Genomic DNA, 25,222 nt, shown 5'->3' on the forward strand with positions numbered 1-25,222 from the left:
CCTGCCAATAAAACTAGCACGAGTGTATCATGTTTTTCCAAATAAAAAAACGGCCGTGACTAGTCACGGCCGCTCAACATTAATTCGTGCCCCATGCATCGGGTGCCTGTTTCCATTTTTTCAACGTTTCGATGTCTTCTGTTTTTACATAATTCTTTTGGGCAGCGACTTCAATCAGTGCATCATAATCACTTAGCGCCACAGCTTTTAATTCTGCTTCTGCCAGGCGTGCTTCTCCTTTTGGCAGTCCATATGTAAAGATAGCTGCTACACCTAAAACGTCGCATCCTGCTGCACGCAGCGCCTCTGCTGCTGTAATCGCGCTTCCGCCTGTTGAAATCAAATCTTCAATGACGACTACTTTTGAGCCGGGCTCCGCTTTTCCTTCAATCTGGTTGCCTTTGCCATGCTCTTTTGCTTTGGAGCGCACATAGCACATTGGTAAATTCAATACATCAGATACCCAGGCAGCATGCGGAATGCCTGCTGTTGCAGTGCCGGCAATGATTTCTGCCTCCGGATATTCTTTTTGGATCAGCTCTGCCAGTCCTGCAGCGATCTTTTGGCGCGTTTTCGGATACGATAATGTTAAGCGATTATCGCAATAAATGGGTGATTTTATGCCGGATGACCATGTAAACGGATCATTTGGCTGTAAAAAAACCGCCCGGATGTCGAGTAATTCTTCTGCAATTTGTTTTTTCATTTATGCTTGTCCTCCCCAGAGTGCTTTCACATGTTGATAGGCTGCAACCGGGTCGGCTGCTTTTGTAATCGGACGCCCTACTACAATCATCGTTGAACCGATTTTACGCGCTTCGGCCGGATCTGCAATACGCTTTTGATCGTCTGCCTGCCCGTCTTTTAAGCGAATGCCTGGCGTTACTTTGTAGAATGCTTCCCCGCATGCTTCGCGGATAGCCGCTGCTTCTAAAACAGAGCAGACCACTCCATCACAGCCGGCTTCCTGCGCTTTTTCGGCATAATGACGGACAGACTCCCCGAGCGGAACCTTGATTAATTGATCCTGCTGCATTGCTTCTTCCGATGTCGAAGTCAGCTGTGTAACCGCAAGCAGCACAGGACGGCTGCCTTTAGCACCTGCATCCAGGCCTTCACGGGCACGCTTCATCATTTCTACCCCGCCAGCTGCATGGACATTGATCATGTCAACTCCAAGCGCTGCCAGGCCTTTTATAGCTTGTCCTACTGTGTTAGGAATATCATGAAGTTTTAAATCAAGAAAAATACGGTGATTCATTTGTTTCAGCTGTTCAATAATGAACGGCCCATTTTGCAAATACAGCTCCATCCCTACTTTTACGTAAAGCTGCTCTTTGCGAAAGGGCACAAGAAATTGCTCGGTTTCCTGCCAAGTAGGGAAATCGAGTGCAATAATTGGTTCTTTTTCCATTATTTCCAGCTCCGTCCTTTTAATTCACTAATATGATCCACATTATGGGCTTCTAAGTACTGATCCAGCTCTGCAATTAATTCCGGGCAGACAAATGGATTGACAAAGTTTGCTGTTCCAATAGCAAATGCATCTGCCCCTGCTAAGGAAAACTCAATAATATCTTCCACTGTCGAAATTCCGCCCATGCCAATAATAGGTAAGTTTGTTTGCTGGCTCACTTCATATACCATGCGGACTGCCACTGGCTTAACAGCTGGCCCGGATAAGCCCCCTGTTCGGTTTGACAGCACCGGACGGCCTGTTTTTAAATCAATTCGCATGCCGATCAGTGTATTAATCATCGTAATACCATCCGCGCCGCCGTCTTCTACCGCTTTTGCCATCTCAACAATATTGGTGACATTCGGAGATAATTTCACGTACACAGGCACTTCCGATACTTCCTTTACATGCTTTGTTAATTCCTTTGCGGTTTCCGGAACGGTCCCAAAAGCAATTCCGCCTGTTTTAACGTTCGGGCAGGAGATGTTCAGTTCAAGCGCGTGAACATTTTCCACTTTAGAAATTTCTTTGGCTACCTGAACATAATCCTCTGTTTGTGAGCCGGCAACATTCGCAATGATTGGTACATCGAATTGCTTTAGCCACTCCAATTCATTCGCAATGACGCGTTCAAGACCAGGGTTTTGAAGACCAATAGCGTTCAACATACCACCCGGCGTCTCTGCAACACGCGGGGTGGCGTTGCCATAGCGAGGGGCTTCTGTTGTTGCTTTAATCATAATGGAGCCAAGCGTGCTCAAATCAAACAACTGGCTGAATTCGCGGCCAAACCCAAAGCAGCCAGACGCTGGCATAACTGGATTCTTAAGTGATAACCCTGGAAGTTCGAGTGCTAATCGGTTCATAATGCTACCTCCCCTGCCTTAAACACCGGACCATCACTGCATATTTTTAAATAACCTGTTCCTGTTTCGTCTGCTGCCGGATGGCATACACAGGCAAAGCATGCACCAATTCCACAGCCCATACGTTCTTCAAGAGAAATGAATCCTTTTGGTGCAGCATGAAGCTTTTCCACTGCTTTTAACATAACGGTAGGGCCACATGAATAAAACACATCTCCCCGCAGTCCATGTTTCGTTACAACATCTGTGACAAATCCTTGTTCACCCAGTGATCCGTCTACGGTTGCTACATACGTTTCACCAAGGGCAGCAAACTCCTCTGTGTAAAACGCAGCTTCTTTATTTTGAAAGCCAAGAACATGAATGGTCTTTACGCCTTTTTGGTTTAAGCGGCGTGATAGTTCATAAAGCGGTGGAACACCGATGCCGCCGCCGATTAACAGGGCGGTTTCGCCAGGAGCTGCTGCTTCAACCGGAAAACCGTGGCCAAGCGGACCGAGAACGTCCACCTGGTCACCGGCTTGCTTGCGGGAAAGCGCAGTAGTTCCTGCACCTTCCGCCCGGTAAATCATCGTAAATTCCTGCTTATCATGTTCAATGCGCGCAATGCTGATTGGGCGGCGAAGAAGGGGCATCATTTCCTCGCTCGCTTTTAAATGGACAAATTTGCCCGGCTGGTCGATTTGATCGACGAGCGCCCCTTTTAATGTCATTTCAAAAATATTTTTAGCGATTTCCGATTGGGAAACAACCGTCATCAGCTCTTTTTGAATCATGAATGGACCGCCTCCAATGCCGGTTTTGGCATTGCTTCTGCGTTAAAGATCATTGATTCAAGCACTTCTAAAATTGCGGTTGCTGTATCAAGTGACGTCAAGCATGGAATACCGTTTTCTACTGACTCACGGCGGATACGGAAGCCGTCACGCGCCGGCTGCTTGCCTTTTGTGAGCGTATTGATAATAAATTGTGCTTCGCCGCCGCGAATGACATCCACCATATCTGGACCTTTCGCGCCGATTTTGGCCACGGTTTGTACAGGTACACCTGTTTCGCTGATCATCTTGGCTGTGCCATGTGTAGCCAGCAGCTGGAAGCCGATATTGTGGAAGCGTTTTGCAATTGCCAGCGCTTCTTCTTTATCTTTATCAGCAACAGTCAGGAGAACAGCGCCTTTAGTTGGAATTTTCATGCCGGATGCCACAAGCCCTTTGTAAAGTGCTTTTTCAACCGTTGCATCTTTCCCCATTACTTCACCTGTTGATTTCATTTCAGGGCCAAGCGTTGTATCTACACGGCGAAGCTTCGCGAATGAGAACACTGGAACTTTTACGTATACGCCTGCTTTTTCAGGAACAAGGCCTGATTCGTAGCCCATATCTTTCAATGACTGCCCCATGATTGCTTTTGTAGCAATATTCGCCATCGGTACATTTGTAATTTTACTTAAGAATGGTACCGTACGGCTTGAACGAGGGTTTACCTCGATTACAAATACTTCACCTTTTGAAATAACATATTGAATATTGAGCAAGCCGACGATGTTTAAGCCCTTCGCAAGCTTTGTTGTATACTCGATGATTTTTTCTTTCTGATCATCTGTCAGCTTTTGCGGCGGATACACAGCAATTGAGTCACCGGAGTGAACCCCCGCACGCTCGATGTGCTCCATAATGCCCGGAATGACTACATCCGTTCCATCAGAGATCGCATCTACTTCGATTTCTTTACCTGTCAGGTAACGGTCAATCAATACCGGGTGCTCTGGATTCACTTTTACCGCATTTTGCATGTATTGAAGCAGCTCTGCTTCTTTATACACGATTTCCATCGCGCGGCCGCCAAGCACGTATGACGGACGGACAAGAACCGGGTAGCCAATGCTGTTGGCAATTTCAACAGCTGCATCTACTGAGAAAGCCGTTCTGCCAAGCGGCTGTGGAATATCAAGCTCCTGCAACGCCTGCTCAAACTTGTCACGGTTTTCAGCACGATCTACATCTTCAAGGCTTGTGCCCAAAATTTTCACGCCGTGTGCAACAAGCTGGCTCGCCAGGTTAATCGCTGTCTGGCCGCCGAACTGTACAACAACACCTTCTGGTTTTTCTAGATCAATAATGTGCATGACATCTTCAATTGTTAATGGCTCGAAGTAAAGCTTGTCAGAAATACTGAAATCTGTTGAAACTGTTTCAGGGTTGTTGTTAATGATAATCGCTTCATAACCTGCTTCTTTCAGCGCCCATACAGAGTGTACCGTTGCATAGTCAAATTCAACGCCCTGTCCGATCCGGATTGGACCCGAGCCAAGCACGACAACTGACTTGCGGTCTGTTACAATGGATTCATTTTCTTCTTCATAGGTGCCGTAGAAGTATGGTGTTTCTGATTCAAATTCTGCTGCGCATGTATCTACTGTTTTGAAAACAGGGACGATGCCGTTTTCTTTGCGCCAGTCGTACACTTCTTTTTCGGAAACGCCCCATGCTTTTGCGATCGTTTTATCAGCAAATCCAAGCTGTTTCGCTCGTTTCACAACCTCTTGGCTGAATGGGTTGTTTTGGACTTCTTTTTCATATTTTACGATGTTTTCAAATTTTTTCAGGAAGAACAGGTCAATTTGGCTCCACTCGTGAATCGTTTCGATTGTAATGCCGCGGCGAAGTGCTTCGCCAAGGTAGAACAAACGCTCGTCTCCTGCTTTACGAATACGTTTTTCAAGGAACGCGTCGTTTTTATCCGCTAACTCATCTAATGATAGATGGTATACGCCGCTTTCAAGTGAACGAACCGCTTTAAGCATCGACTCTTCAAACGTACGGCCAATCGCCATTACTTCACCTGTTGCTTTCATTTGCGTACCGAGTGTACGGTTTGCGTTCTCAAATTTATCAAACGGCCAGCGCGGAATTTTAGAAACAACATAGTCAAGGGCCGGCTCAAAGCAAGCGTACGTTTTGCCCGTAACCGGGTTCATCATTTCATCCAGTGTTAAGCCGACAGCAATTTTTGCTGCCAGTTTTGCAATTGGGTAGCCTGTTGCTTTTGATGCAAGGGCTGATGAGCGGCTTACACGCGGGTTTACTTCAATGATGTAATATTGGAAGCTGTATGGGTCGAGTGCAAGCTGAACGTTACAGCCGCCTTCAATGCCAAGCGCGCGAATAATTTTTAAAGACGTGTTGCGGAGCATTTGATACTCACGGTCTGTTAACGTCTGGCTTGGTGCCACAACAATTGAATCACCTGTGTGAACGCCAACCGGGTCAATGTTTTCCATGTTACAAACAACAATCGCATTGTCGTTTGAATCGCGCATCACTTCATATTCAATTTCTTTAAAGCCGGCGATGCTTTTTTCAAGAAGACACTGAGTAACCGGGCTTTGTTTCAAACCATTTGTTACGATTTCAATCAGCTCTTCTTCGTTTTCGCAAATTCCGCCGCCGGTACCGCCAAGTGTATAAGCAGGGCGTACGATCACCGGGTAGCCAATTTGCTCAACAAATGCATACGCTTCGTCTAATGTATGGATAATTTCACTTTCCGGCACCGGCTCGTTTAATTGGTTCATTAATGAACGGAACAAGTCGCGGTCTTCCGCCTGCTCAATCGCTGAAAGCTTCGTACCAAGCACTTTTACGTCGTACTCATCCAGTACGCCGGCATTGGAAAGCTCGACTGCCATATTCAATCCTGTCTGGCCGCCAAGTGTTGGCAAAATCGCGTCAGGACGTTCTTTTTGAATAATACGGCGGACAAACTCAAGCGTGATCGGTTCAATGTAAACTGCATCCGCAATTTCCGTATCCGTCATAATCGTCGCCGGGTTTGAGTTTACAAGAATAACCCGGTATCCTTCTTCTTTTAAAGCGAGACATGCTTGTGTCCCTGCATAATCAAATTCTGCCGCCTGGCCAATTACGATCGGGCCGGAGCCAATCACAAGTATACTTTGGATGTCTGTACGTTTAGGCATGTTGTGTCTCCTTTGCAGCGTTTGTTTTCATTAAGTCAACAAAGCGGTCAAATAAAATATTGTCATCTTCTGGTCCTGGTGAAGCTTCTGGGTGATATTGAACGGTGAAGGCAGGGTATTTTTTATGAGCCAGCCCTTCAACTGTTCCATCATTAAGTGCAACATGTGTTACTTTCAAATCTGTATTGGCGATGGATTCTTCGCTTACAGCAAATCCATGGTTTTGGGAAGTGATCGCTGTACGCCCGGTTTCCAGATCTTTAACCGGATGATTCGAGCCGCGGTGGCCGAATTTTAGCTTGAATGTATCCGCGCCGGAAGCAAGAGCAAACAGCTGGTGGCCAAGGCAGATACCGAAAATCGGCACCTGACCGATCAGCTCACGAATTGTTTCGATGGCATGCGGTACATCTTTAGGGTTACCCGGTCCGTTTGTCAGCATGATACCATCCGGTTTAAACTGCATAATTTCTTTTGCTGTTGTGTCATGCGGTACAACTACTACATCACAATTACGGTTGTTTAATTCGCGTAAAATTCCGTGCTTCATACCAAAGTCGATCAAGACAACCCGGAAACCTCGTCCTGGGCTTGGATAAGCAGATTTAGTAGAAACCTGTGCGACCTGATCGTTTGGCAGTACAGTTGCCTGAAGACGCAAAATCACATCTTCTGGATTTACCTCTGCAGAAACAATCGCTCCTTTTAGGGCACCATGCTGACGGATAATCCGTGTTAATTTACGTGTATCAATACCCGAGATAGCCGGGATATCTTTCATTTTTAAGTATTCATCAATGGAAAATTCAGTTCTGAAATTTGAAGGAAAATCTGCTGCTTCCTTCACAACGAGTGCTTTTACAGCTGGCTGAATTGTTTCAAAATCGTCACGATTAATGCCGTAGTTGCCAATAAGCGGATAAGTGAATGTGACAATTTGTCCGCAGTATGATGGATCGGACAGAGTTTCCTGGTATCCTGTCATGCCTGTAGTAAAAACGACTTCGCCTGTTACATCTTTTTCGCTACCGAATCCTTCACCGGTAAAAATTGTGCCATCTTCTAAAATAAGCTGTTTTTTCATTCGTTGATCGTTCCTTCCTGCCATACAAGATTTCCTTCAAAAAATGTTGCAGCCGGCCAGCCTGAAAGAGTGCGGCCTGCAAATGGTGTATTTTTCCCTTTTGATAAAAACGTCTTTGGATCTACTTCTTTTTCGCTGTCAAGATCAATTATTGTAAGATCAGCGCTGGCACCTTCTTGGAGACGGCCATACGGCAGGTTAAAGACTTCAGCCGGCTTAACAGTCATCCAGTCTACAAGCTGCTTTAGTGTAATCACATCTTTTTTCACTAACTCGGTATACAGAAGTGGAAAAGCTGTTTCGAATCCTGTAATGCCGAATGGTGCTTTGAGAATACCTGCTGCTTTTTCTTCTGCTGTATGCGGTGCATGGTCTGTTGCAATAAAATCAAGCGTACCGTCAAGCAGTCCTTCAATAAGGGCAGCTTTATCTTCTACTCCGCGAAGCGGCGGATTCATTTTAAAGTTTGGATCCTGTCCCGGGATGTCCATATCGGTTAAAACAAGGTGATGAGGTGATACTTCACCTGTTACCCGAATGCCTGCTTTCTTTGCATCGCGGATAACACGAACTGACTCTTTTGTGCTGACGTGGCAGACATGATAATGACATCCAGCGTTTTCAGCAAGCAATACATCGCGGGCAATTTGAACAGCTTCGCAAATAGATGGAATACCCGGCACACTTTCACGTTTAGCATATTCACCATCGTGTACAGCGCCCCCGTATATTAAGCTGTTATCTTCACAGTGAGCGACAATGGCCATATCAAGAGAGGCTGCCTGTTTCATTGCCGCGTGCATCATTCCTGCTTCCTGAATGCCGACACCGTCATCTGTAAAAGCAAATGCCTGGTTTTCTTTCAGTGCTTCAAAGTCAACAAGCTCCTTGCCCGCCTGGCGGATGGTAATAGATGCGTAAGGCAGCACTCTGATTTGTGCATTTTCCTCAATAAGTGTATTCACTTTTTGAAGATTTGCTTCTGTATCCGGTACCGGACGTGTGTTTGGCATAGCCGCAATTGTTGTGAAACCGCCTTTGGCCGCTGCTTTTGTTCCTGTCTCGATTGTTTCTTTATGCTCACCACCCGGCTCACGCAAATGCACGTGCAGATCAACCAGGCCCGGTGCTACAAGCTTTCCGCCTGCATCTATTGTTTTCTCACCGTTCTCTGTAAGATCGGCGCCAATTTCTGCAATTTTCCCATCTTTAATTCGAACATCCGCTCCGGTCAATTCACCGTTTTCTGCTAACACTTGTCCATTTTTAATTAACCAGTTCATTTGCCAATCTCCCCTCAAGCACTTCTTTTAAGACCGCCATGCGGACATAAACACCGTTTTCCATTTGTTTAAAGATGCGGGATCGTCCGCATTCAACCAGGCTATCAGCAATTTCTGCGTCCCGATTTACAGGAGCTGGATGCATAATGATGCTGCCGGGTTTCATCCGGCTCTCCCGTTCCTCTGTTAAACCGTAGCGAGTGTGATACTCCTCTTTTGTCATGGATGAAGCTACCTGGTGCCGCTCATGCTGAATGCGAAGCAGCATTAGTGCGTCCACTTGCTCAACCAATTCGTCGATTTCAACAAATCCTCCCGACTGGAGAAAATCTTCTTCAAACCATTCAGGAGGACCTGAAAATTTCACATCAGCACCAAGGCGTCTAAGCGCTTCGGCATTAGAGCGGGCTACCCGGCTATGCCGAATATCACCGACAATACCGATTTTCAATCCTTCGAATGTGCCAAACTCCTGCTGAATGGTTAGAAGATCAAGCAGGCATTGTGTTGGATGCTGTCCACATCCGTCCCCTGCATTAATGACAGGAATGTCAATATGCCCGATTAGTTCATCATAATAAGCATCTTCTTCATGGCGGACAACCACTGCGTTAACACCGATCGCTTCGAGTGTGCGAACTGTGTCGTACAATGTCTCTCCTTTTAAAACACTTGAGCTTCCAACATCAAATGGAATGACATCGAGCCCTAGTTTTCTTTCTGCCATTTCAAAGCTTGTTTTCGTGCGTGTACTTGCTTCAAAAAACAAATTCGCGACATATTGTTTTTCATGCGGCGTCCAATCTTCACCTTCCGCAAATTTCTGCGCCTGCATTAATATTAACAAAATTTCATCTTTATGCAAATCCCTAATTGAAACTAAATTTCTCATCATCGATTTTTACCTCCGTTTTCATAAAAAAAACACCCTGGATTTCAGGGTGTTTTCTCGTTTTACAGCATAACGAAGCTGTTCTGCACACAGGTACAGACCGATTTCACCCTTAAATGCCTCTCGTGCATTTTTAAAAGGTTGTCAATGTTCATAAAGCCTCACAGGGCTGCTACTAAACATTCATTATTTATTCATAAATACTAACACGATCAGTGTCATCCACTTCTTCTAGTGTGACGACAATTCGTTCGGTTCTGGAAGACGGAATATTTTTTCCAATATAGTCCGCCCGGATCGGAAGTTCACGATGGCCTCTATCAACCAGGGCTGCCATTTGAATGTGGGATGGGCGTCCAATATCCATGATGGCGTCCATAGCCGCCCGTACAGTTCGGCCTGTAAACAACACATCATCAACAAGAATGACGGTTTTGCCGTTTAAATCAACGGGTATTTCGGAGCCTTTTACTTGCGGATCATCATTTTTTGTTTTCACTGTTAAGTCGTCCCGGTACAGTGTAATATCCAATTCACCAACAGGAACTTGCTGCCCTTCAATTTGCAAAATCCGCTCAGCCAGCCGCTGTGCCACATAGATACCTCGTGTTTTAATCCCTATTAGGACGCAGTTTTCAACGCCTTTATTTCTTTCAATAATTTCATGCGCAATTCTTGTCAGTGCCCGGCGAATCGCCTGCTGGTCAAGTACGACTGCTTTTTCCATAAAAAAAGCCTCCTCATCCGTTTAGGGCGAGAAGGCATACTGGTTCCTTGAAAATGGCATAGAAGAGCCATTACTTATCCGATTCCTTCCCAGCCTCACGGGACTGTTCTTAAAGGTTCTTATTCAACTGAGTTCAGTTTATCGATAAATTCGACAAAAGTCAAACGTTTTTTCGTAATTCCTCAATTAAATCCGTAAATTCTTTTGGCGCCGGTGCTTCAAATTCCAGGTATTCATTCGTACGCGGGTGAACAAAGCCCAATACACCTGCATGGAGTGCCTGGCCATCAATATCGAGTGTTTTTCGAGGTCCGTATTTCGGATCTCCCGCAAGCGGAAAACCGATATATTTCATATGAACACGAATTTGGTGCGTACGCCCTGTTTCCAGCTCACATTCCACCAGCGTAAAATCACGAAAACGCTCAAGCACATGAAAATGCGTCACAGCTACTTTTCCATGATCGACGATCCCCATTTTTTGTCGGTCTTTCGTATCTCGCCCAATTGGGGCATCAACCGTACCAAAATCATGAGAAATAACACCGTGCACAATTGCCTGGTATTTACGTGTAACAGACTTTTCGACAAGCTGGTTCACCAATTTTTCATGTGCCATATCATTTTTAGCTACCATAAGAAGGCCGGATGTATCTTTGTCAATCCGATGAACAATACCCGGGCGCATAACGCCATTAATACCGGATAAGTCTTTGCAGTGATACATTAAACCATTGACAAGTGTACCCGTTGTATGACCTGGAGCCGGATGAACAACCATACCGCGTGGTTTATTCACAACAATCACGTCTTCATCCTCATAAGCAATATCCAAATGTAAATTTTCAGCTTCGATATTTAGTTCTTCTGGATCAGGAATTTCAATGGTGACTTCGTCTCCAGCCGCCGCTTTGTAGTTGGCTTTAACCGGCTTTCCATTGACGAGAACACGCCCTTCTTTTAGCCACTCTTGTACTTGAGAGCGGGAATACTGCTCTTCCTGCGCAGCAGCAAGCTTGTCAATTCGGCTTCCGTTTTCTTCTTCCTTCACCGTAAATTGTAATGATTTCATTTTATGCCTTCTTTCCTTTTCGTTCTTCTATTAGCATGGCAGCAAAAAGCAAAATAACACCAATCGTTAGGGCTGCATCTGCAATATTGAAAATAGGGAACCGGTAACCGAAAATAAATGTCTGCACAAAATCAACCACTTCACCACGGAACAGACGGTCAATAAAATTGCCGATCGCGCCGCCAAGCAGGACAGCTAAAGATATTTTCATAAGCGGCTTTCCTTTTGCTTCTTTTTGCATAAAGTAAATAATGCCAACTACCACAACAGCAGTAATAATATAAAACAGCCAAAATTGGCCTTCGAGCATTCCCCAGGCCGCTCCCCTGTTTCGATGTGATGTAATATGAAGTAGGTTTTCAATAACAGGTACACTTTCGCCAAGTTCCATCGATTTTACAATCAGCCACTTGGTCCATTGATCAAGAAGAATGATGAGCAGTGACAATACGTAATAATACATATCTTACCTCCAACGATGAAAAGAGGTTAGCGGTTTTCTTAGCTAACCTCTTTTTCGTTTCCTTTTAGTTCGCTTCTGAATAATGCTCTTTTACAACAGACGCACAGCGCGGGCAAAGTGTTGGATGCACTGCATCCTGACCTACTTCATCCGTTACAGTCCAGCACCGTTCACATGTTTCGCCAGAGGCTTTTTCTACCACAACTGAAGCTGTCTCAAGCTGAATAGCGTTTTCCGGTGCTTCTGTGTTCGTTCCAGCCATTTCAAATCCGGATACGATAAACAGCTGTTTCAAGTCTTCTTCAATCGATGCAAGCAGCGCCGTTGTTTCCTCTCCTGCAAACAACTTCACATGTGCTGTCAATGATTTTCCGATCACTTTCTGGTTACGGGCTTCTTCAAGCGCTTTTAACACATCATCCCGAACCGCCATAAATGCTGTCCATTTTTCGGTTAACACAGCTGTCTCTGCAAGATCTTTGTATGCTGGCATATCCGTCAGCTGCACATATTTCTCTTCTGCTTCTGGCACTTCCATCCATACTTCATCTGCTGTGTGCGGTAAAATCGGTGACACCAATTTTGCAAGTGCTGTCAGCGTTTCATACAACACGGTTTGAATCGCACGACGATCAGCGTGATCTTCAGATTCAATATACAATACGTCTTTTGTGAAGTCCAAATAGAAGGAGCTTAAATCCACTGTACAGAAATTATTAACTGCGTGATAAATAGCAGCAAATTCATATTTTTCGTAATGCCCACGTACCGTTTTGATTAATTCATTTAATTTTACAAGCATAAATTGATCGACTTCACGCAGGTTTTCATATGCTACTGCATGCTCACTTGGCTTAAAGCCATCCAGGTTTCCTAGAAGGAAGCGGAACGTATTGCGGATTTTACGGTACACCTCCGCTACTTGTTTTAAAATGGCATCGGATACGCGTACGTCTGCCTGAAAATCAACCGATGCTACCCAAAGGCGAAGGATATCAGCACCAAGCTGTTCCATTACTTTTGCCGGAATAACCGTATTACCAAGTGATTTACTCATCTTGCGGCCTTCACCATCAAGCGCAAATCCGTGACTCAGCACCCCTTTGTATGGCGCTTTCCCTGTTACAGCTACTCCTGTAATTAAAGAAGAGTTAAACCAGCCACGATATTGATCAGAGCCTTCTAAATAAAGATCAGCTGGACGCTGGGCATCCTCTCGCTGCTCTAAAACAGCTTCATGAGAAGAACCTGAATCGAACCAAACATCCATAATGTCATTTTCTTTTGTAAATTCACCATTTGGGCTGCCTGGATGCGTAAATCCTTCCGGCAGCAGTTCATTGGCTGTCCGTTTGAACCAAATGTTTGATCCGTGTTCACGGAATAATTGTGACACATGCGAAACAGTTTCATCCGTAATAATGGCTTCACCATTCTCTGCATAAAAAACAGGAATAGGAACTCCCCATGCCCGCTGACGAGAAATACACCAGTCGCCACGGTCACGGATCATATTAAACAAGCGTGTTTCACCCCAGGCGGGCACCCACTTTGTTTCTTTAACAGCTTGGAGTAGTTCCGGACGGAACTTGTCGATAGAAGCAAACCACTGAGCTGTCGCACGATAAATAACCGGCTTTTTCGTCCGCCAGTCATGCGGATACGAGTGAGTAATAAATTCCATTTTCAATAATGCGCCAGCTTCAGTTAATTTTTCGGTAATCGCTTTGTTGGCTTTGTCGTAAAACAGCCCTTCAAATCCAGGGGCTTCTTCTGTCATAATTCCGCGGTCATTTACAGGGCAAAGAACATCAAGGCCGTATTTTTTCCCGACGATAAAGTCATCTTCCCCGTGTCCAGGTGCAGTGTGAACAGCTCCTGTACCAGAATCTGTTGTCACGTGTTCACCAAGCATAACAAGCGAATCACGTCCGTAAAGTGGGTGCGCAGCAACAATACGATCAAGCTGCTCACCTTTTACCAGCTTATCAACCGTGTATGATTCCCAGCCGACTTTCGCCGCTACTTCTTCAAGAAGTGCTTCAGCCACCACGAATTTTTCACCTGCTGTTTTTACAACTGCATAGTTCAATTCAGGATGAACAGAAATACCAAGGTTTGCCGGAATTGTCCATGGAGTTGTGGTCCAAATAATAATTTTTGACCCTTCTTCAAGCACAGTGTTTCCTTTTTTCACTTCAAAAGAAACATAAATAGAAGCCGATTTTTTATCCTGATATTCAATTTCTGCTTCTGCAAGTGCCGACTCGGAAGATGGAGACCAATAAACAGGTTTTAACCCTTTATAGATAAATCCTTTTTTCGCCATTTCACCGAACACTTTAATTTGAGCCGCTTCGTATTCCGGCTTTAACGTAATATATGGGTTTTCCCAGTCACCGCGGACGCCAAGACGTTTAAACTGCTCACGCTGGTTATCAATTTGTTTGTAGGCATACTCTTCACAAAGCTGGCGGAACTCGGCAATGGTCATTTCCTTTCGGTTAACTCCCGAGTTTGTCAAAGCCTGTTCAATGGGAAGACCGTGTGTGTCCCAGCCCGGAATATAAGGTGCATAAAAGCCGCTCATTGACTTAAAGCGGACAATAAAGTCCTTCAGAATTTTATTTAGTGCGTGCCCGATATGGATGTCACCATTCGCATATGGAGGACCATCATGCAAAACAAACATTGGGCGATCCTTTGTACGCTCGAGTACCTGCTGATAAATATTTTCTTCATTCCACGTGCTTTGCATAGCCGGCTCACGCTTCGGCAGGTTGCCGCGCATTGGAAACTCCGTTTTTGGCATTAATAACGTATCTTTATAATTCATTCGATAATCTCCTTTTTCTTTTAAATACAATAAAAAAACCTTTCACATCCCCAAAAAGGGACGGAAAGGTTTCCGCGGTACCACCCTGATTGACAGCATGCAGCTGCCCGCTCAAAATCCGTAACGTGGACCAGACGCTTTTCGCTACTTTTATATTCACGAAAAAAGCTCAAGGGTGATTTTGGAGCTGCATATCGGTACCAGGCTTTCACCGCCCCTGGTTCGCTTTGAACCGATTATTTGCACTCTACTGTCCCTTTCATCGCGTTTAATGATTTATTTAGATGGTTACATTATAAAAATGAACCATGCATTCGTCAAGCTTGTCATTCGTCATCGCTTAAGCGATCAATTTCCTCTGTATCCACTTCAAAATCAAGCAGCGTATCCCAGTCATCATTGTTTAATAAGTCGAGCTGAGCTTCCATCAACATTTTAAAGCGTGTACGGAATACTTTAGACTGCTTTTTCAGCTCTTCAATTTCAACAGCGATCCGGCGCGCCTTTGACAGGGACTCCTCCACAATTCGGTCCGCATTTTTTTCCGCTTCCCGAACCAAAAGCTTGGATTCTTTTAAAGCATTTCGTTTCACATCTTCTGCAGTTTCCTGCGCAATAACAATTGATTTGTTTAATGTTTCCTCGATATTTGAAAAATAACTGAGCCGTTCTGTTTGACCGGCCAGCTGGGCTTCTAATTCTTTTTTCTCCCGAATAATCAATTCGTAGTCTTTAATAATTTGATTGAGAAAATCATTCACTTCGTCTTCATCGTATCCACGAAATGAACGGCCAAATTCTTTTTTATGTATGTCCAACGGCGTTAAGGGCATACAGACACCTCCAAAGCATCACATAATCATTGATTTTCATTATAAAGGTTTTTCGACCGCTTGTGGGAAAATCCTTGCATTTTCACAAATTTATTTCAAAATGCCCAAGGTCATTCGCCATTTTTCTTTTTTTGTTTGACCATCAAGAGATAAAATTTTCACACGGCCCGTCCCACGAAGAGACAGCATATCACCATTTTCGCATTCAAAAGAAGGCTGTTCCACAGTACGCCAGTTCACCTTCACTGCACCGCCTTTAATCAGCTGCTGGGCCTTTTGCCGTGACATGGAGGGCAATGCGCTAATGATCACATCAAGACGCATCGATGACACTGTTACTGTCTGCTCCCGCCACTCCTCGGATGAATAAAGAGCGTCGGAAAATGGTTTTTCTTCGAGTGAAATAGGTGTTTTTCCAACGTGGTCAAAGTGACTGTGTAAATAATCTGTCAGTTCTTTAGCTGCGATAACTTGAAAGCGTTCCTGCTGATTTAAAATATCGCCAAATTTTTCTCGTTTTAAGCCAAGCCCCATCAAGCTGCCAAGAATATGAGGGTGGCTGATCGAAGCAAACTTATGCGGATAGTTTATTTCCAAAAGACTCACATCAAAATCTGTTTCATCTGGAGTTAAATAAGCAGGGTACAGTAATCCTCTTTTTCGTTCAGCAGTCGGATATCCGCCAAAAAAAGAGACGAGTACATCCTCATCGGATCCGACAACCGAGCGGAGAATTTGCCGCTGCCGGGGATCAAGAAAGCCCGTTAGTTTGGGAGCGTACGTGTCCGCTGCCTGCTGCTTCCAGCCTAAAGCTTTATCAATAAACTCTTTTTCTTCTGGCCGGAAATGCTGATAAATATCACTCATGGCCGGCTCCTTTTAAACCCAGATCATCAATTGCTGGAGACCGCGCGTTGCCAGGTTTAATGTGATAAAAGCCACAATTGGAGAAATATCAATCATGCCAAGCGGCGGAATGATACGGCGAAAAGGATCTAAATATGGCTCGCAAATTCTGGTTAAAAATCGGCCGATCGATGTATTTCGTGCGTCCGGAAACCAAGACATTAAAATATAAATAATGAGTGCCCAGGAATACAAATCGATTGCCCGGATCAGATAATAAAGTACAACATCCATTTGTCTTATTGCCACCCCGTTTTTTCTTGATCTTGCTGCCCAAACTGCGTAATATTCCCGGAGATTTCTACATTTTCCGGCGCACAGAAAAAGATTTTTTCCCCAATTTGTTGAATTTCCCCACCGATGGCATAAACCGTTCCACCTAGAAAATCAACAATCCTACGGGCCTGATCTGTTTGAATACGCTGCAAATTTACGACAACCGCTTTTTTTGCTTTTAAATGGTCCGCAATTTCCTGTGCTTCCGCGTACACACGTGGTTCCGCCATCACCACTTTGGATGGCTTTTGTGCACTTTTTAAGCTGACAACGTTTTTCTTACGAGGCGCTGCAGCTGAAGGCGGATCTTCTTCGTATACTTCTTCCTCTACGATATCGTAGTCTTCTTCATCTAGCAGGAAAAATGACTTAAACTTCGACTTCACGCCCATCATTCCACCTCCGCTTTCTTTTTACTCCCCAACAAGCGCTGTCCCGATACGAATCATTGTTGCGCCTTCTTCCACTGCAATTTCAAAATCATTACTCATGCCCATCGATAATTCACGGCATGGAGCATAGGAAAGGTGAAGTGCTGCTACTTCGTCTCTGCACAAAGCGAGTTTTCGAAAGCATGAGCGTAGAAGATCCTGGTCTTCTGTAAGTGGTGCCATTGTCATCAAGCCGCAAACACGAATTTTTTCATAAATGTGAAGCGACTGGACAAACGGCACAACTTCTTCGGGTGCTATCCCGTGTTTTGATTCTTCACCTGATACATTGACTTGAACAAAACATTGAATCGGTTTTTCGGCACGGCTATTTATTTCTTTTGCCAGCGACATCCGGTCAAGTGAATGAATAAAGTCTGCCTGGTGAATCATTGATTTTACTTTTCTTGTTTGCAGAGATCCAATAAAGTGCCATACCGCTTTTTGGCCAATGCTTTCATACTTCTCATTTAAGCCTTCTGCCCGGTTCTCTCCCAGATGATTAATGCCTGCTTCCACGGCTTCTTCGGCACGAGCAGTTGTAACATATTTAGTGACGGCAATGATCTGCACATCTTCCGCCTGCCGGCCTGAACGGCGGGCTGCTTCATCAATTCGTTGTTTAATACTTTTAACTTTTTCGCTAACCTTCATAATTCCCTTCCTTCCAGCCGATATATCCCATCATTCTGCCTGTATGTCCACGGTCACGCCGGTGAGAAAAAAAATCCGTGGAACAGCTTGAGCACAGTGATGTGACATGAATATTTTCCGGCGGGAGTCCCTCTTTGATGAGAAGGTCTCTATTAAAAAGCTGGAGGGAGAAAAAATATGTGTCTCTTTCGTTTCGAACGGGTGAAAATGGCATGTCTTCATTTGGTTGATACCATTTTCGAACGGCTTCTACAACAGAGGCCCCTACTTTGTAGCATGACCCACAAATAGAAGGCCCAATAGCTGCTTCTATATCCTCCAGGCGGCTGCCCTCCTGCTTCCACTTTTTAATCATATTCGGTCCTATTCCGCCAACCGCGCCTTTCCATCCGGCATGTGCCGTTCCGATCCGCTTCGTTGTCCGGTCAAGGAAGTAGAGAGGCACACAATCTGCATAACAAAGGGTGAGCAGCACCCCGGTCTCGTTACTATCAAGCCCGTCGGTTGCTGCAAGTGCTGTTTCATAATCAAGCGCACCCCTGCCCCTGTCACTTTTTGACACGGAAGCGATATGCACTTCATGTGTCTGCTCACACCCCACCCAGGCAGATGTCGGAAAATCGATTAATTCGGCTACCTTTCTTCTGTTTTCCTGAACAACAGAGGATTGATCCTGTACATGAAATGCCATATTTAGTCCGTTGTAACGTCCCGTTCCGCCAGCTGTCGACGTAAAACCAGCAACAAGTCCCGGTTCCTCCCGTTCCCATTTCTCCAGATAAAATAAACCATTGTCTGCTTTTTTAAAAGGTTCTATCATGGCATGGCTCCCGCTGATTTTCTTTTAGTGTACCACATGCCTTGTTTTTCGTCACCGTTCTTCCTCTTTCAGTTCATTATCACTGTGCCGAACTAAAATAACATCACCGCCAATTTTTACAATTCGGATCCAGGGAATGACCAACTCTTCTTCCTTGCCAAATAACCCAAATTTTTTACCGCTTTGTTCAATAATCAAGGCAGAAATCGCTCCTGTTGCATTGTTTAGCTCAATATCAGCCAGCCGGCCCAGCTTTTTCCCGTTGGTTACATTGACGATATCTTTCAGCTGAAATTCTGAAATGCGCATTACAGCCCCTCCTTTGTATCAATGTATGCACCAAACCAAAGAAAAAACAGAAGATCTTCTCTTCTGTTTTTTCTTTTAACCATTTATTTTCTTTTTCATTTGTTTAATGGCTCCTTTTTCGAGCCGGGATACCTGTGCTTGAGAGATACCAATTTCGTCTGCTACTTCCATTTGAGTACGGCCGGTAAAAAATCGTTTTTCGATAATCATCCGTTCCCGGTCTGATAATTTACTCAACTCATCTGTGACGGTCATCGTGTCCACCCATTCTTTTTCCCGGTCTTTCCCATCACTGATTTGATCCATCATGTAAATAGGGTCTCCGCCATCCTGGAAAACAGGTTCAAACAATGAAACGGGATCTTGAATGGCGTCAAGAGCAAAAACCATTTCTTCTTTTGGCACATCGATTGCACGGGCAATGTCTTCTGCTGCCGGCTCAACGGAGTGTTCAGCTGTCAGTCGTTCTCTCGCCTGTAGTGCTTTATACGCGATGTCACGTAGAGAGCGGGAAACCCGGATAGGATTATTATCTCTTAGATAACGGCGAATCTCACCGATAATCATGGGAACTGCATAAGTAGAAAAACGAACGTTGTGGCTTAAATCAAAATTATCAATGGATTTCATCAAACCAATGCAGCCTACTTGAAACAAATCATCGGCTTGTTCATTGCGGTGGTTAAATCGCTGGATTACACTTAAAACAAGGCGCAAGTTTCCGTTAACTAGTTCTTCACGAGCTTGTTTATCCCCATTTTGATATTTTATAAACAGCACTTTCATTTCGGGATTTGTTAATACAGGCAGGGTCGAGGTATCAACACCGCACAGAACAACTTTATTTCGGGCCATCACTGTTCCTCCTCATGATGTCTGTTTCTCAGAACAGTATTGCCGGCCCGAAGGAAATTATTCAGCGCAGTTTATTGAGTTCTTTTTTCAGCCTGCCAATGATTTTTTTTTCTAATCTTGAAATATAAGACTGGGAGATTCCCAATAAATCGGCTACATCTTTTTGCGTTCTTTCTTCCTGGCCATTAAGGCCAAACCGCATCTCAATAATTTGTTTTTCACGGCCTTCTAAGTCTTCAAGCGCTTCCGATACAAGATGTTTGTCCACTTCTTCCTCGATACCTTTTGTGATAATATCACTTTCGGTTCCTAGCACATCTGATAGAAGCAATTCATTTCCATCCCAATCAATATTAAGCGGTTCGTCAAATGAAATTTCCGAACGAATTTTATTATTGCGGCGCAGGTACATTAAAATCTCATTTTCAATGCAGCGGGACGCATAAGTAGCGAGCTTGATCTTTTTTTCAGGATCAAACGTATTAACCGCTTTGATAAGACCGATGGCTCCGATGCTAATGAGATCTTCAATATGAATACCGGTATTCTCAAATTTCCGGGCAATATAAACAACGAGGCGCAGATTCCGCTCAATTAACATTGCGCGAACTGCTTTATCTCCAGAAGGAAGCTTTGTTAAAAGGTGGGCTTCCTCATCGCGTGTCAGCGGCGGTGGAAGTGCTTCGCTGCCGCCAATATAATAAATTGCTTTGGATTTAAGCCCGGCTTTTTGAATCATGTTATACATTACATACATCCATTTTGTTTTTACCTGCCGCATATTCTTCACTCACCTTTCAAATTCATTCCCGAACCATATTCGGATGTAAGATGCATGCAAATGCTTCTTCATCCGATAACACCTTGTCCGTAAACGTAACAAGCGCCCTGTTCGTTTCTTGCTTTTTTCCATTTATCCAGACAGTAAAGCTGTCTGTTCGAAAGGAGGCAAGAAGCCTGCTTTCAGCATGAATAGATTTTGATGGAATCCAAACGAGTTTTTCAGTCCAATTGTCCGGAAGATGGAGAAGATCGCTGACATCTTCTTTAAAAAGTGCCTCTGGCCATTCTTCTGAGCGATGAATCTGGCAGACTGCTACTTCCTTTTTGGAAATAGGGTCGCATAAGGCGTTTCCTGTATCAATTAGTCCGTGTCCTGACCAATTAACCCCACAAAGTGTAAAAGATACTGGGACAGTCTGGTTAAGCACTCGCCTTGAAGCATTTAAGCCCAGTAGGCGCCGTTGAATAAAATAAAAGGAAATAGCCACTGACAGGATAAAAAAGAATATGAGTGTCCATTTTCCTGCGTTGGCATACTGGGCATACATGGACTGAAATCCAAATAAAATGCCGCCTGTTAAAAAAACAGTAAAATAAAACGTAAGTACCATAGAAACAAGGCTTTTTAAACCGGTTGTTTGAAACGCGATCCGAATCATGAACACAGGCATGATGACCGTCAGCGATTTATGCAAAAGTCCGGTCGGGCCTGCTGCTAAATAAATACACACGGGTATGGTTCCGGCCATTGAAGCGCCAAGCAGCCGGGACATCCTGAATGTACGCCCGCTCAGCTTTCCTGTTACGAAAAGAAGCAGTGCATCCGCAGCAAAATTAAAAAAAATAATCCCTTCTGCGTAACCGGCCAATTGATCCCTCCTTTTTTCCGGCTGCCTGTCCTATGTGCATTAGTTTAACGGATTCAACAGTGGATGTATGTCGGAATGTAAGTGAATTTTTACAGTAGTTTTTCCGAATCGTGTCTAAGAAAAGCGCGAGTCTGCTGTTCTGTTCCGACAAGCATCTAAAGATTCTACGCGGCAGTAGACGTACGACCAATCATTCAGCTTAAAAAGAAACAAAAAAACCCGCCACCTAAGTGACGGGTTCCTTTTATCTTCTTCTATTACGGTTACGTAAAAATGTTGGAATATCAAGTGTATCATCTGCTGAAGGCTGTTGCTGCTGGCGCATTGGCTGTTCCGGCGCCGGAGCATCCTCGCGCTTCATTTCACGAGATTTGGGCTGCTGCTGTGCAGTAGATTGTGAAGGCTGTGGCTTTACTTGGCCAAGACCTGGACGAACCTGCTGGCCGGCTTCACCTGGTACTTCTTTAAAGCCAGTTGCAATAACCGTAACGACAATTTCCTCTTTTAAGTTTTCATTAATGACAGAACCGAAGATCATGTTCACATCTTGGTCTGAAGCCGAAGATACAATATCAGCTGCTTCCTGTACTTCATAAAGACTTAAGTTTGTACCGCCGGTAATGTTCATTAACACCCCTTGCGCGCCATCAATTGCTTTTTCAAGCAATGGGCTGGAAATCGCTTTTTTTGCTGCCTCTACCGCACGATTTTCTCCAGAAGCAACGCCAATTCCCATCAAGGCAGATCCTTTGTTTGACATGATAGTTTTTACATCAGCAAAGTCAAGGTTGATTAAACCCGGTGTTGCGATCAAATCCGAGATACCCTGAACCCCTTGACGAAGAACATTATCTGCTTCGCGGAATGCTTCAAGCATCGGTGTGCTTTTGTCAACAATCTCAAGCAGGCGGTCATTTGGAATAACAATTAACGTATCAACAGCTGCTTTCATTGCTTCAATTCCACCGGCTGCCTGCGTCGCACGCTTGCGGCCTTCAAATGTGAACGGGCGAGTAACAACCCCTACTGTCAAAGCTCCAAGATCTTTTGCAATTTGAGCAATAACCGGAGCAGCTCCTGTTCCAGTACCGCCGCCCATGCCAGCTGTTACAAAAACCATATCGGCACCTTTAAGTGCTTCTTCAATTTGCTCTTTGCTTTCCTCAGCGGCTTTTTTTCCGACCTCGGGATTGGCACCGGCACCTAGACCACGTGTCAGCTTGTTGCCAATCTGCATTTTCACTTCTGCTTTAGATAAATTTAGGGCTTGTGCATCCGTATTAACGGCAATAAAGTCTACTCCCTGTACTCCGTGCTCAATCATTCGGTTTACGGCATTGTTTCCGCCGCCGCCTACGCCGATAACTTTAATCGTTGCCAATGAATCTAAACTTGTATCGAATTCCAGCATGGCAAATCCTCCTATTTAGTTCGCTCTTTTTCTATTCCTCGAAAAAGTATCCGAAAAGTCTTTTCATTCTTCCTTTAACGCCTTTTTCTTCCCCGTCATGCGGTTGTTCTTTTCTCGCAGGCTTTGTTTCCTGCTTTACATCCGGACGCTCTTTTCTAACTTCTTTAGCCACCGGAGCCGCTTGATTGGATTCGCTTAATTTCCGTCCTGTCAAACGAGCATTTTTATAAGCATATTTGATAAGACCTACCGCAGTCGTAAATTGTGGTTCACGTACACCAATGTAATCAGGAATCGCCACACGTACACGGTTCTGGAATACATCCTGTGCTAAATCGAGAATACCATTCATAGCAGATGATCCGCCAGTTAAAACAAATCCGCCCGGAATATCGTGAATACCTGACTGACGAAGTTCTTCAACGACCATCATAAACAATTCTTCCAGCCGTGCTTCAATAATCTCTGAAATTTCAAGCTGGTTAAACTGATCGTGCTGGTCACTGCCAATCACCGGAACACTAAATACTTCCTCTTCAGAAGCTAAATCGTAAAAAGCATGTCCGTGTTTGACTTTGATTCCTTCCGCTTCCTCTGTTGACGTACGCAGGCCAATTGATAAATCTTTTGTAATGTGGTCGCCGCCAACAGGCAGAACTGAAGTTTGCTGGATATAACCATCTCTAAAATAAGAAATTGTTGTGGAGCCGCCACCGATGTCTACTAGCACTGTGCCCAGATTTTTTTCATCCATCGATAAAGCGATTTCTCCACTCGCAAGCGGCTGCAGAACAATTTCATTAATCTCAAGACCCGCGCGCTCTACACAGCGCAGCGTGTTATGTAGGAATGTTCTTGAACCTGTTACGATGATGCCTTCCATTTCAAGACGTACACCAAGCATACCGCGAGGATCGTTAATTTCATCAAAGCCGTCAACAATAAATTGCTTGGCAATCACGTTAACAATTTCCCGGTCGGGTGGGATAGACATCACTTGTGCCGCATCTTTTACCCGGATCACGTCTTCACTTGTAATCTCCCGATTTTCGCTTGAAACAGCTACAACGCCATTGCACGGGTGCAAAATGGCGTGATTGGCAGCAATACCCACAATGACAGAGCGAATATCAAGGCCAACCATTCGCTCTGCCTGCTCAATCGCTTTTTTAATCGAATAAACGGTATCGTCGATATCAACGACCGCTCCTTTTCGAATGCCCTTAGATTTTACATTTCCGACACCAATTATATTTAAAGAATCATTAACCATTTCGCCAATAATCACTTTAATTGCGGATGTACCGATGTCGAGACTTACTAAAATTTCATTATTATTCATGCTGCGGCACCTCCTTTACCATAAAAGCGTGAATAACCGAACAACCATTCGCACATTTACTCTATGAATACATGTTTAAGAACGTAATTCGTCATATTCAGCATAATTTCCTTTTAAAGTTTAGTATTTTTGATGTTTTTCTTAAACTCTCTCATACAAGTCTACACTAAGATAAGAAGCTCGAAAAGGCTAAGTTATTCAGTTTTAAGAAAACTTTATGGCGTCTCTGCTTCCTCTGTCGTTTCCTCTGCTGCTTTCTTTTCAGCTTCTTCTGCTATTTTTTGCTGCTGTTCCGGATCATATGCTTTAAAATACGAACCAACTTCAATATCAATTACACCTTTTACTTCAGGGTTAAGCTGCGTGGAAATGGACGGATAATAAACCATTTTCTCAGCAAAGGTGGAGAGGGTAGCAGAAACCTCAAAACCATCTGTCATAAACGCTTTTATATGAAGAGAGTTATTTTTCTTTGGATCGTAATACACTTCTGAAATCGTATTGTATACCTCATCTGGAAGTGTTTGAGATGCTTTTACAAATAGATCCAGCGCTTTTCCCTCTTTGAAATCGTACAAAATCGGAAGCTGTAAAGGTGCACCGCTAAGAGGCTGACTTAAAATCTTTCCGTTTTGAAGAATAGGATACAGTCCACGCTTTTGGGCCGCGTAAGCAATTTCCTTATGCTCTTCTACTGTAATCTTTAAATCATTTGGAAACCCAATTGTAACCTCTGCATTCTTGATACGGTCATCTTTTAAAAGCACTTCTTCTGCTCTGCCCTTTCCAGCTGCCCAGATACTGCTTCCTGTTTGAAGTCCGCTTTGTTTGATTATTTCCTGCGTTGTCACCAGGCTGTTTCCCTGCACATGGATTTCTGAAACTTTACTCAAGGAAGACTGCAAATAAACAACAAGCAGGATAAGCGCAAAAAACAAAGACAATAAAAGGAGAAGCCGACGATTGGATTTCTTTTTTTTGATCTGTTTCAGCTTCGGAATGCGATCCTCAATGGAGATTATTTTTTGCTTTGTCATGTTCACTCACACCTCTCCCCATGCTGCAAACCAGC

25 protein-coding genes and 1 other annotated feature are annotated in these 25,222 nt (G+C 44.3%); all 25 genes read right to left on the reverse strand.

What is annotated here, in order from left to right; genetic code table 11:
- Positions 1-79: 79 nt before the first annotated feature.
- Positions 80-706, reverse strand: coding sequence for an orotate phosphoribosyltransferase (pyrE, locus tag VP97_RS09300; RefSeq protein WP_050181506.1), 627 nt, complete (start codon positions 704-706; stop codon positions 80-82).
- On the reverse strand, positions 707-1,414 hold the full coding sequence (gene pyrF / locus VP97_RS09305; RefSeq protein ID WP_050181507.1) for an orotidine-5'-phosphate decarboxylase: 708 nt from the start codon (positions 1,412-1,414) through the stop codon (positions 707-709).
- Positions 1,414-2,325 carry a dihydroorotate dehydrogenase gene (locus tag VP97_RS09310; protein ID WP_050181508.1) on the reverse strand — a complete coding sequence of 304 codons (912 nt, stop codon included), beginning with the start codon at positions 2,323-2,325 and terminating at the stop codon, positions 1,414-1,416. Before VP97_RS09310 ends, pyrF begins: the two co-directional genes overlap by 1 nt.
- Positions 2,322-3,101, reverse strand: a complete 780-nt coding sequence (locus VP97_RS09315) for a dihydroorotate dehydrogenase electron transfer subunit (RefSeq protein ID WP_050181509.1) — start codon at positions 3,099-3,101, stop codon at positions 2,322-2,324. Before VP97_RS09315 ends, VP97_RS09310 begins: the two co-directional genes overlap by 4 nt.
- Positions 3,098-6,304: a carbamoyl-phosphate synthase large subunit gene (carB, locus tag VP97_RS09320; RefSeq protein WP_050181510.1), complete on the reverse strand. Its 3,207-nt coding sequence runs from the start codon at positions 6,302-6,304 to the stop codon at positions 3,098-3,100. The genes VP97_RS09315 and carB overlap by 4 nt, the downstream gene beginning before the upstream one ends.
- A complete protein-coding gene (locus tag VP97_RS09325; protein WP_050181511.1) occupies positions 6,297-7,388 on the reverse strand; it encodes a carbamoyl phosphate synthase small subunit in 1,092 nt (363 codons plus the stop codon). Before VP97_RS09325 ends, carB begins: the two co-directional genes overlap by 8 nt.
- A complete protein-coding gene (locus tag VP97_RS09330) occupies positions 7,385-8,671 on the reverse strand; it encodes a dihydroorotase (protein WP_050181512.1) in 1,287 nt (428 codons plus the stop codon). Before VP97_RS09330 ends, VP97_RS09325 begins: the two co-directional genes overlap by 4 nt.
- Entirely contained in the window at positions 8,655-9,563 is a 909-nt protein-coding gene (locus VP97_RS09335) for an aspartate carbamoyltransferase catalytic subunit (RefSeq protein WP_050181689.1), read from the reverse strand. Before VP97_RS09335 ends, VP97_RS09330 begins: the two co-directional genes overlap by 17 nt.
- Positions 9,564-9,753: 190 nt before the next feature.
- Entirely contained in the window at positions 9,754-10,290 is a 537-nt protein-coding gene (gene pyrR / locus VP97_RS09340; RefSeq protein ID WP_050181513.1) for a bifunctional pyr operon transcriptional regulator/uracil phosphoribosyltransferase PyrR, read from the reverse strand.
- A 160-nt stretch (positions 10,291-10,450) separates the two neighbouring features.
- Positions 10,451-11,362, reverse strand: a complete 912-nt coding sequence (locus VP97_RS09345; protein WP_050181514.1) for an RluA family pseudouridine synthase — start codon at positions 11,360-11,362, stop codon at positions 10,451-10,453.
- Between the two features lies 1 nt (position 11,363).
- Positions 11,364-11,825 (reverse strand): signal peptidase II, encoded by a 462-nt coding sequence (gene lspA / locus VP97_RS09350; RefSeq protein WP_050181515.1) that lies wholly within the window; start codon positions 11,823-11,825, stop codon positions 11,364-11,366.
- 64 nt (positions 11,826-11,889) lie between these two features.
- Positions 11,890-14,661: an isoleucine--tRNA ligase gene (ileS, locus tag VP97_RS09355; RefSeq protein WP_050181516.1), complete on the reverse strand. Its 2,772-nt coding sequence runs from the start codon at positions 14,659-14,661 to the stop codon at positions 11,890-11,892.
- Positions 14,662-14,714: 53 nt separating this feature from the next.
- Positions 14,715-14,933, reverse strand: a binding site (T-box leader).
- A gap of 54 nt (positions 14,934-14,987) precedes the next feature.
- Entirely contained in the window at positions 14,988-15,494 is a 507-nt protein-coding gene (locus tag VP97_RS09360) for a DivIVA domain-containing protein (protein ID WP_050181517.1), read from the reverse strand.
- A gap of 90 nt (positions 15,495-15,584) precedes the next feature.
- The gene (locus VP97_RS09365) at positions 15,585-16,361 is read right to left on the reverse strand and encodes a YlmH family RNA-binding protein (protein WP_050181518.1); all 777 of its coding nucleotides are present in this window, start codon (positions 16,359-16,361) and stop codon (positions 15,585-15,587) included.
- Between the two features lie 12 nt (positions 16,362-16,373).
- Positions 16,374-16,634, reverse strand: a complete 261-nt coding sequence (locus tag VP97_RS09370) for a YggT family protein (protein ID WP_050181519.1) — start codon at positions 16,632-16,634, stop codon at positions 16,374-16,376.
- Between the two features lie 5 nt (positions 16,635-16,639).
- A complete protein-coding gene (locus tag VP97_RS09375) occupies positions 16,640-17,068 on the reverse strand; it encodes a cell division protein SepF (RefSeq protein ID WP_050181520.1) in 429 nt (142 codons plus the stop codon).
- 21 nt (positions 17,069-17,089) lie between these two features.
- Positions 17,090-17,761 (reverse strand): YggS family pyridoxal phosphate-dependent enzyme, encoded by a 672-nt coding sequence (locus tag VP97_RS09380; protein WP_050181521.1) that lies wholly within the window; start codon positions 17,759-17,761, stop codon positions 17,090-17,092.
- Entirely contained in the window at positions 17,751-18,581 is an 831-nt protein-coding gene (gene pgeF, locus VP97_RS09385) for a peptidoglycan editing factor PgeF (RefSeq protein ID WP_082220303.1), read from the reverse strand. Before pgeF ends, VP97_RS09380 begins: the two co-directional genes overlap by 11 nt.
- Positions 18,582-18,632: 51 nt before the next feature.
- Positions 18,633-18,890, reverse strand: coding sequence for a YlmC/YmxH family sporulation protein (locus VP97_RS09390; RefSeq protein WP_050181522.1), 258 nt, complete (start codon positions 18,888-18,890; stop codon positions 18,633-18,635).
- 75 nt (positions 18,891-18,965) lie between these two features.
- A complete protein-coding gene (gene sigG / locus VP97_RS09395; RefSeq protein WP_050181523.1) occupies positions 18,966-19,745 on the reverse strand; it encodes an RNA polymerase sporulation sigma factor SigG in 780 nt (259 codons plus the stop codon).
- Between the two features lie 61 nt (positions 19,746-19,806).
- Entirely contained in the window at positions 19,807-20,526 is a 720-nt protein-coding gene (sigE, locus tag VP97_RS09400) for an RNA polymerase sporulation sigma factor SigE (protein ID WP_050181524.1), read from the reverse strand.
- Positions 20,527-20,548: 22 nt separating this feature from the next.
- A complete protein-coding gene (locus VP97_RS09405; RefSeq protein WP_050181525.1) occupies positions 20,549-21,397 on the reverse strand; it encodes a sigma-E processing peptidase SpoIIGA in 849 nt (282 codons plus the stop codon).
- Positions 21,398-21,641: 244 nt separating this feature from the next.
- Positions 21,642-22,808: a cell division protein FtsZ gene (gene ftsZ, locus VP97_RS09410; RefSeq protein WP_050181526.1), complete on the reverse strand. Its 1,167-nt coding sequence runs from the start codon at positions 22,806-22,808 to the stop codon at positions 21,642-21,644.
- A gap of 31 nt (positions 22,809-22,839) precedes the next feature.
- Positions 22,840-24,150, reverse strand: a complete 1,311-nt coding sequence (gene ftsA, locus VP97_RS09415) for a cell division protein FtsA (protein WP_050181527.1) — start codon at positions 24,148-24,150, stop codon at positions 22,840-22,842.
- A 215-nt stretch (positions 24,151-24,365) separates the two neighbouring features.
- Positions 24,366-25,187, reverse strand: a complete 822-nt coding sequence (locus VP97_RS09420; protein WP_082220304.1) for a cell division protein FtsQ/DivIB — start codon at positions 25,185-25,187, stop codon at positions 24,366-24,368.
- Positions 25,188-25,222: the final 35 nt, after the last annotated feature.

Origin of the sequence: Domibacillus robiginosus (assembly GCF_000966195.1) — a bacterium.
GTDB classification, from domain to species: Bacteria; Bacillota; Bacilli; order Bacillales; family Domibacillaceae; genus Domibacillus; species Domibacillus robiginosus.

Coding starts and splice junctions, on each gene's coding strand:
- pyrE (WP_050181506.1), bottom strand. CDS start 706: ATGAAAAAACAAATTGCAGAAGAATTACTCGACATCCGGGCGGTTTTT.
- pyrF (WP_050181507.1), bottom strand. CDS start 1,414: ATGGAAAAAGAACCAATTATTGCACTCGATTTCCCTACTTGGCAGGAA.
- VP97_RS09310 (WP_050181508.1), bottom strand. CDS start 2,325: ATGAACCGATTAGCACTCGAACTTCCAGGGTTATCACTTAAGAATCCA.
- VP97_RS09315 (WP_050181509.1), bottom strand. CDS start 3,101: ATGATTCAAAAAGAGCTGATGACGGTTGTTTCCCAATCGGAAATCGCT.
- carB (WP_050181510.1), bottom strand. CDS start 6,304: ATGCCTAAACGTACAGACATCCAAAGTATACTTGTGATTGGCTCCGGC.
- VP97_RS09325 (WP_050181511.1), bottom strand. CDS start 7,388: ATGAAAAAACAGCTTATTTTAGAAGATGGCACAATTTTTACCGGTGAA.
- VP97_RS09330 (WP_050181512.1), bottom strand. CDS start 8,671: ATGAACTGGTTAATTAAAAATGGACAAGTGTTAGCAGAAAACGGTGAA.
- VP97_RS09335 (WP_050181689.1), bottom strand. CDS start 9,563: ATGAGAAATTTAGTTTCAATTAGGGATTTGCATAAAGATGAAATTTTG.
- pyrR (WP_050181513.1), bottom strand. CDS start 10,290: ATGGAAAAAGCAGTCGTACTTGACCAGCAGGCGATTCGCCGGGCACTG.
- VP97_RS09345 (WP_050181514.1), bottom strand. CDS start 11,362: ATGAAATCATTACAATTTACGGTGAAGGAAGAAGAAAACGGAAGCCGA.
- lspA (WP_050181515.1), bottom strand. CDS start 11,825: ATGTATTATTACGTATTGTCACTGCTCATCATTCTTCTTGATCAATGG.
- ileS (WP_050181516.1), bottom strand. CDS start 14,661: ATGAATTATAAAGATACGTTATTAATGCCAAAAACGGAGTTTCCAATG.
- VP97_RS09360 (WP_050181517.1), bottom strand. CDS start 15,494: ATGCCCTTAACGCCGTTGGACATACATAAAAAAGAATTTGGCCGTTCA.
- VP97_RS09365 (WP_050181518.1), bottom strand. CDS start 16,361: ATGAGTGATATTTATCAGCATTTCCGGCCAGAAGAAAAAGAGTTTATT.
- VP97_RS09370 (WP_050181519.1), bottom strand. CDS start 16,634: ATGGATGTTGTACTTTATTATCTGATCCGGGCAATCGATTTGTATTCC.
- VP97_RS09375 (WP_050181520.1), bottom strand. CDS start 17,068: ATGGGCGTGAAGTCGAAGTTTAAGTCATTTTTCCTGCTAGATGAAGAA.
- VP97_RS09380 (WP_050181521.1), bottom strand. CDS start 17,761: ATGAAGGTTAGCGAAAAAGTTAAAAGTATTAAACAACGAATTGATGAA.
- pgeF (WP_082220303.1), bottom strand. CDS start 18,581: ATGATAGAACCTTTTAAAAAAGCAGACAATGGTTTATTTTATCTGGAG.
- VP97_RS09390 (WP_050181522.1), bottom strand. CDS start 18,890: ATGCGCATTTCAGAATTTCAGCTGAAAGATATCGTCAATGTAACCAAC.
- sigG (WP_050181523.1), bottom strand. CDS start 19,745: ATGGCCCGAAATAAAGTTGTTCTGTGCGGTGTTGATACCTCGACCCTG.
- sigE (WP_050181524.1), bottom strand. CDS start 20,526: ATGCGGCAGGTAAAAACAAAATGGATGTATGTAATGTATAACATGATT.
- ftsZ (WP_050181526.1), bottom strand. CDS start 22,808: ATGCTGGAATTCGATACAAGTTTAGATTCATTGGCAACGATTAAAGTT.
- ftsA (WP_050181527.1), bottom strand. CDS start 24,150: ATGAATAATAATGAAATTTTAGTAAGTCTCGACATCGGTACATCCGCA.
- VP97_RS09420 (WP_082220304.1), bottom strand. CDS start 25,187: ATGACAAAGCAAAAAATAATCTCCATTGAGGATCGCATTCCGAAGCTG.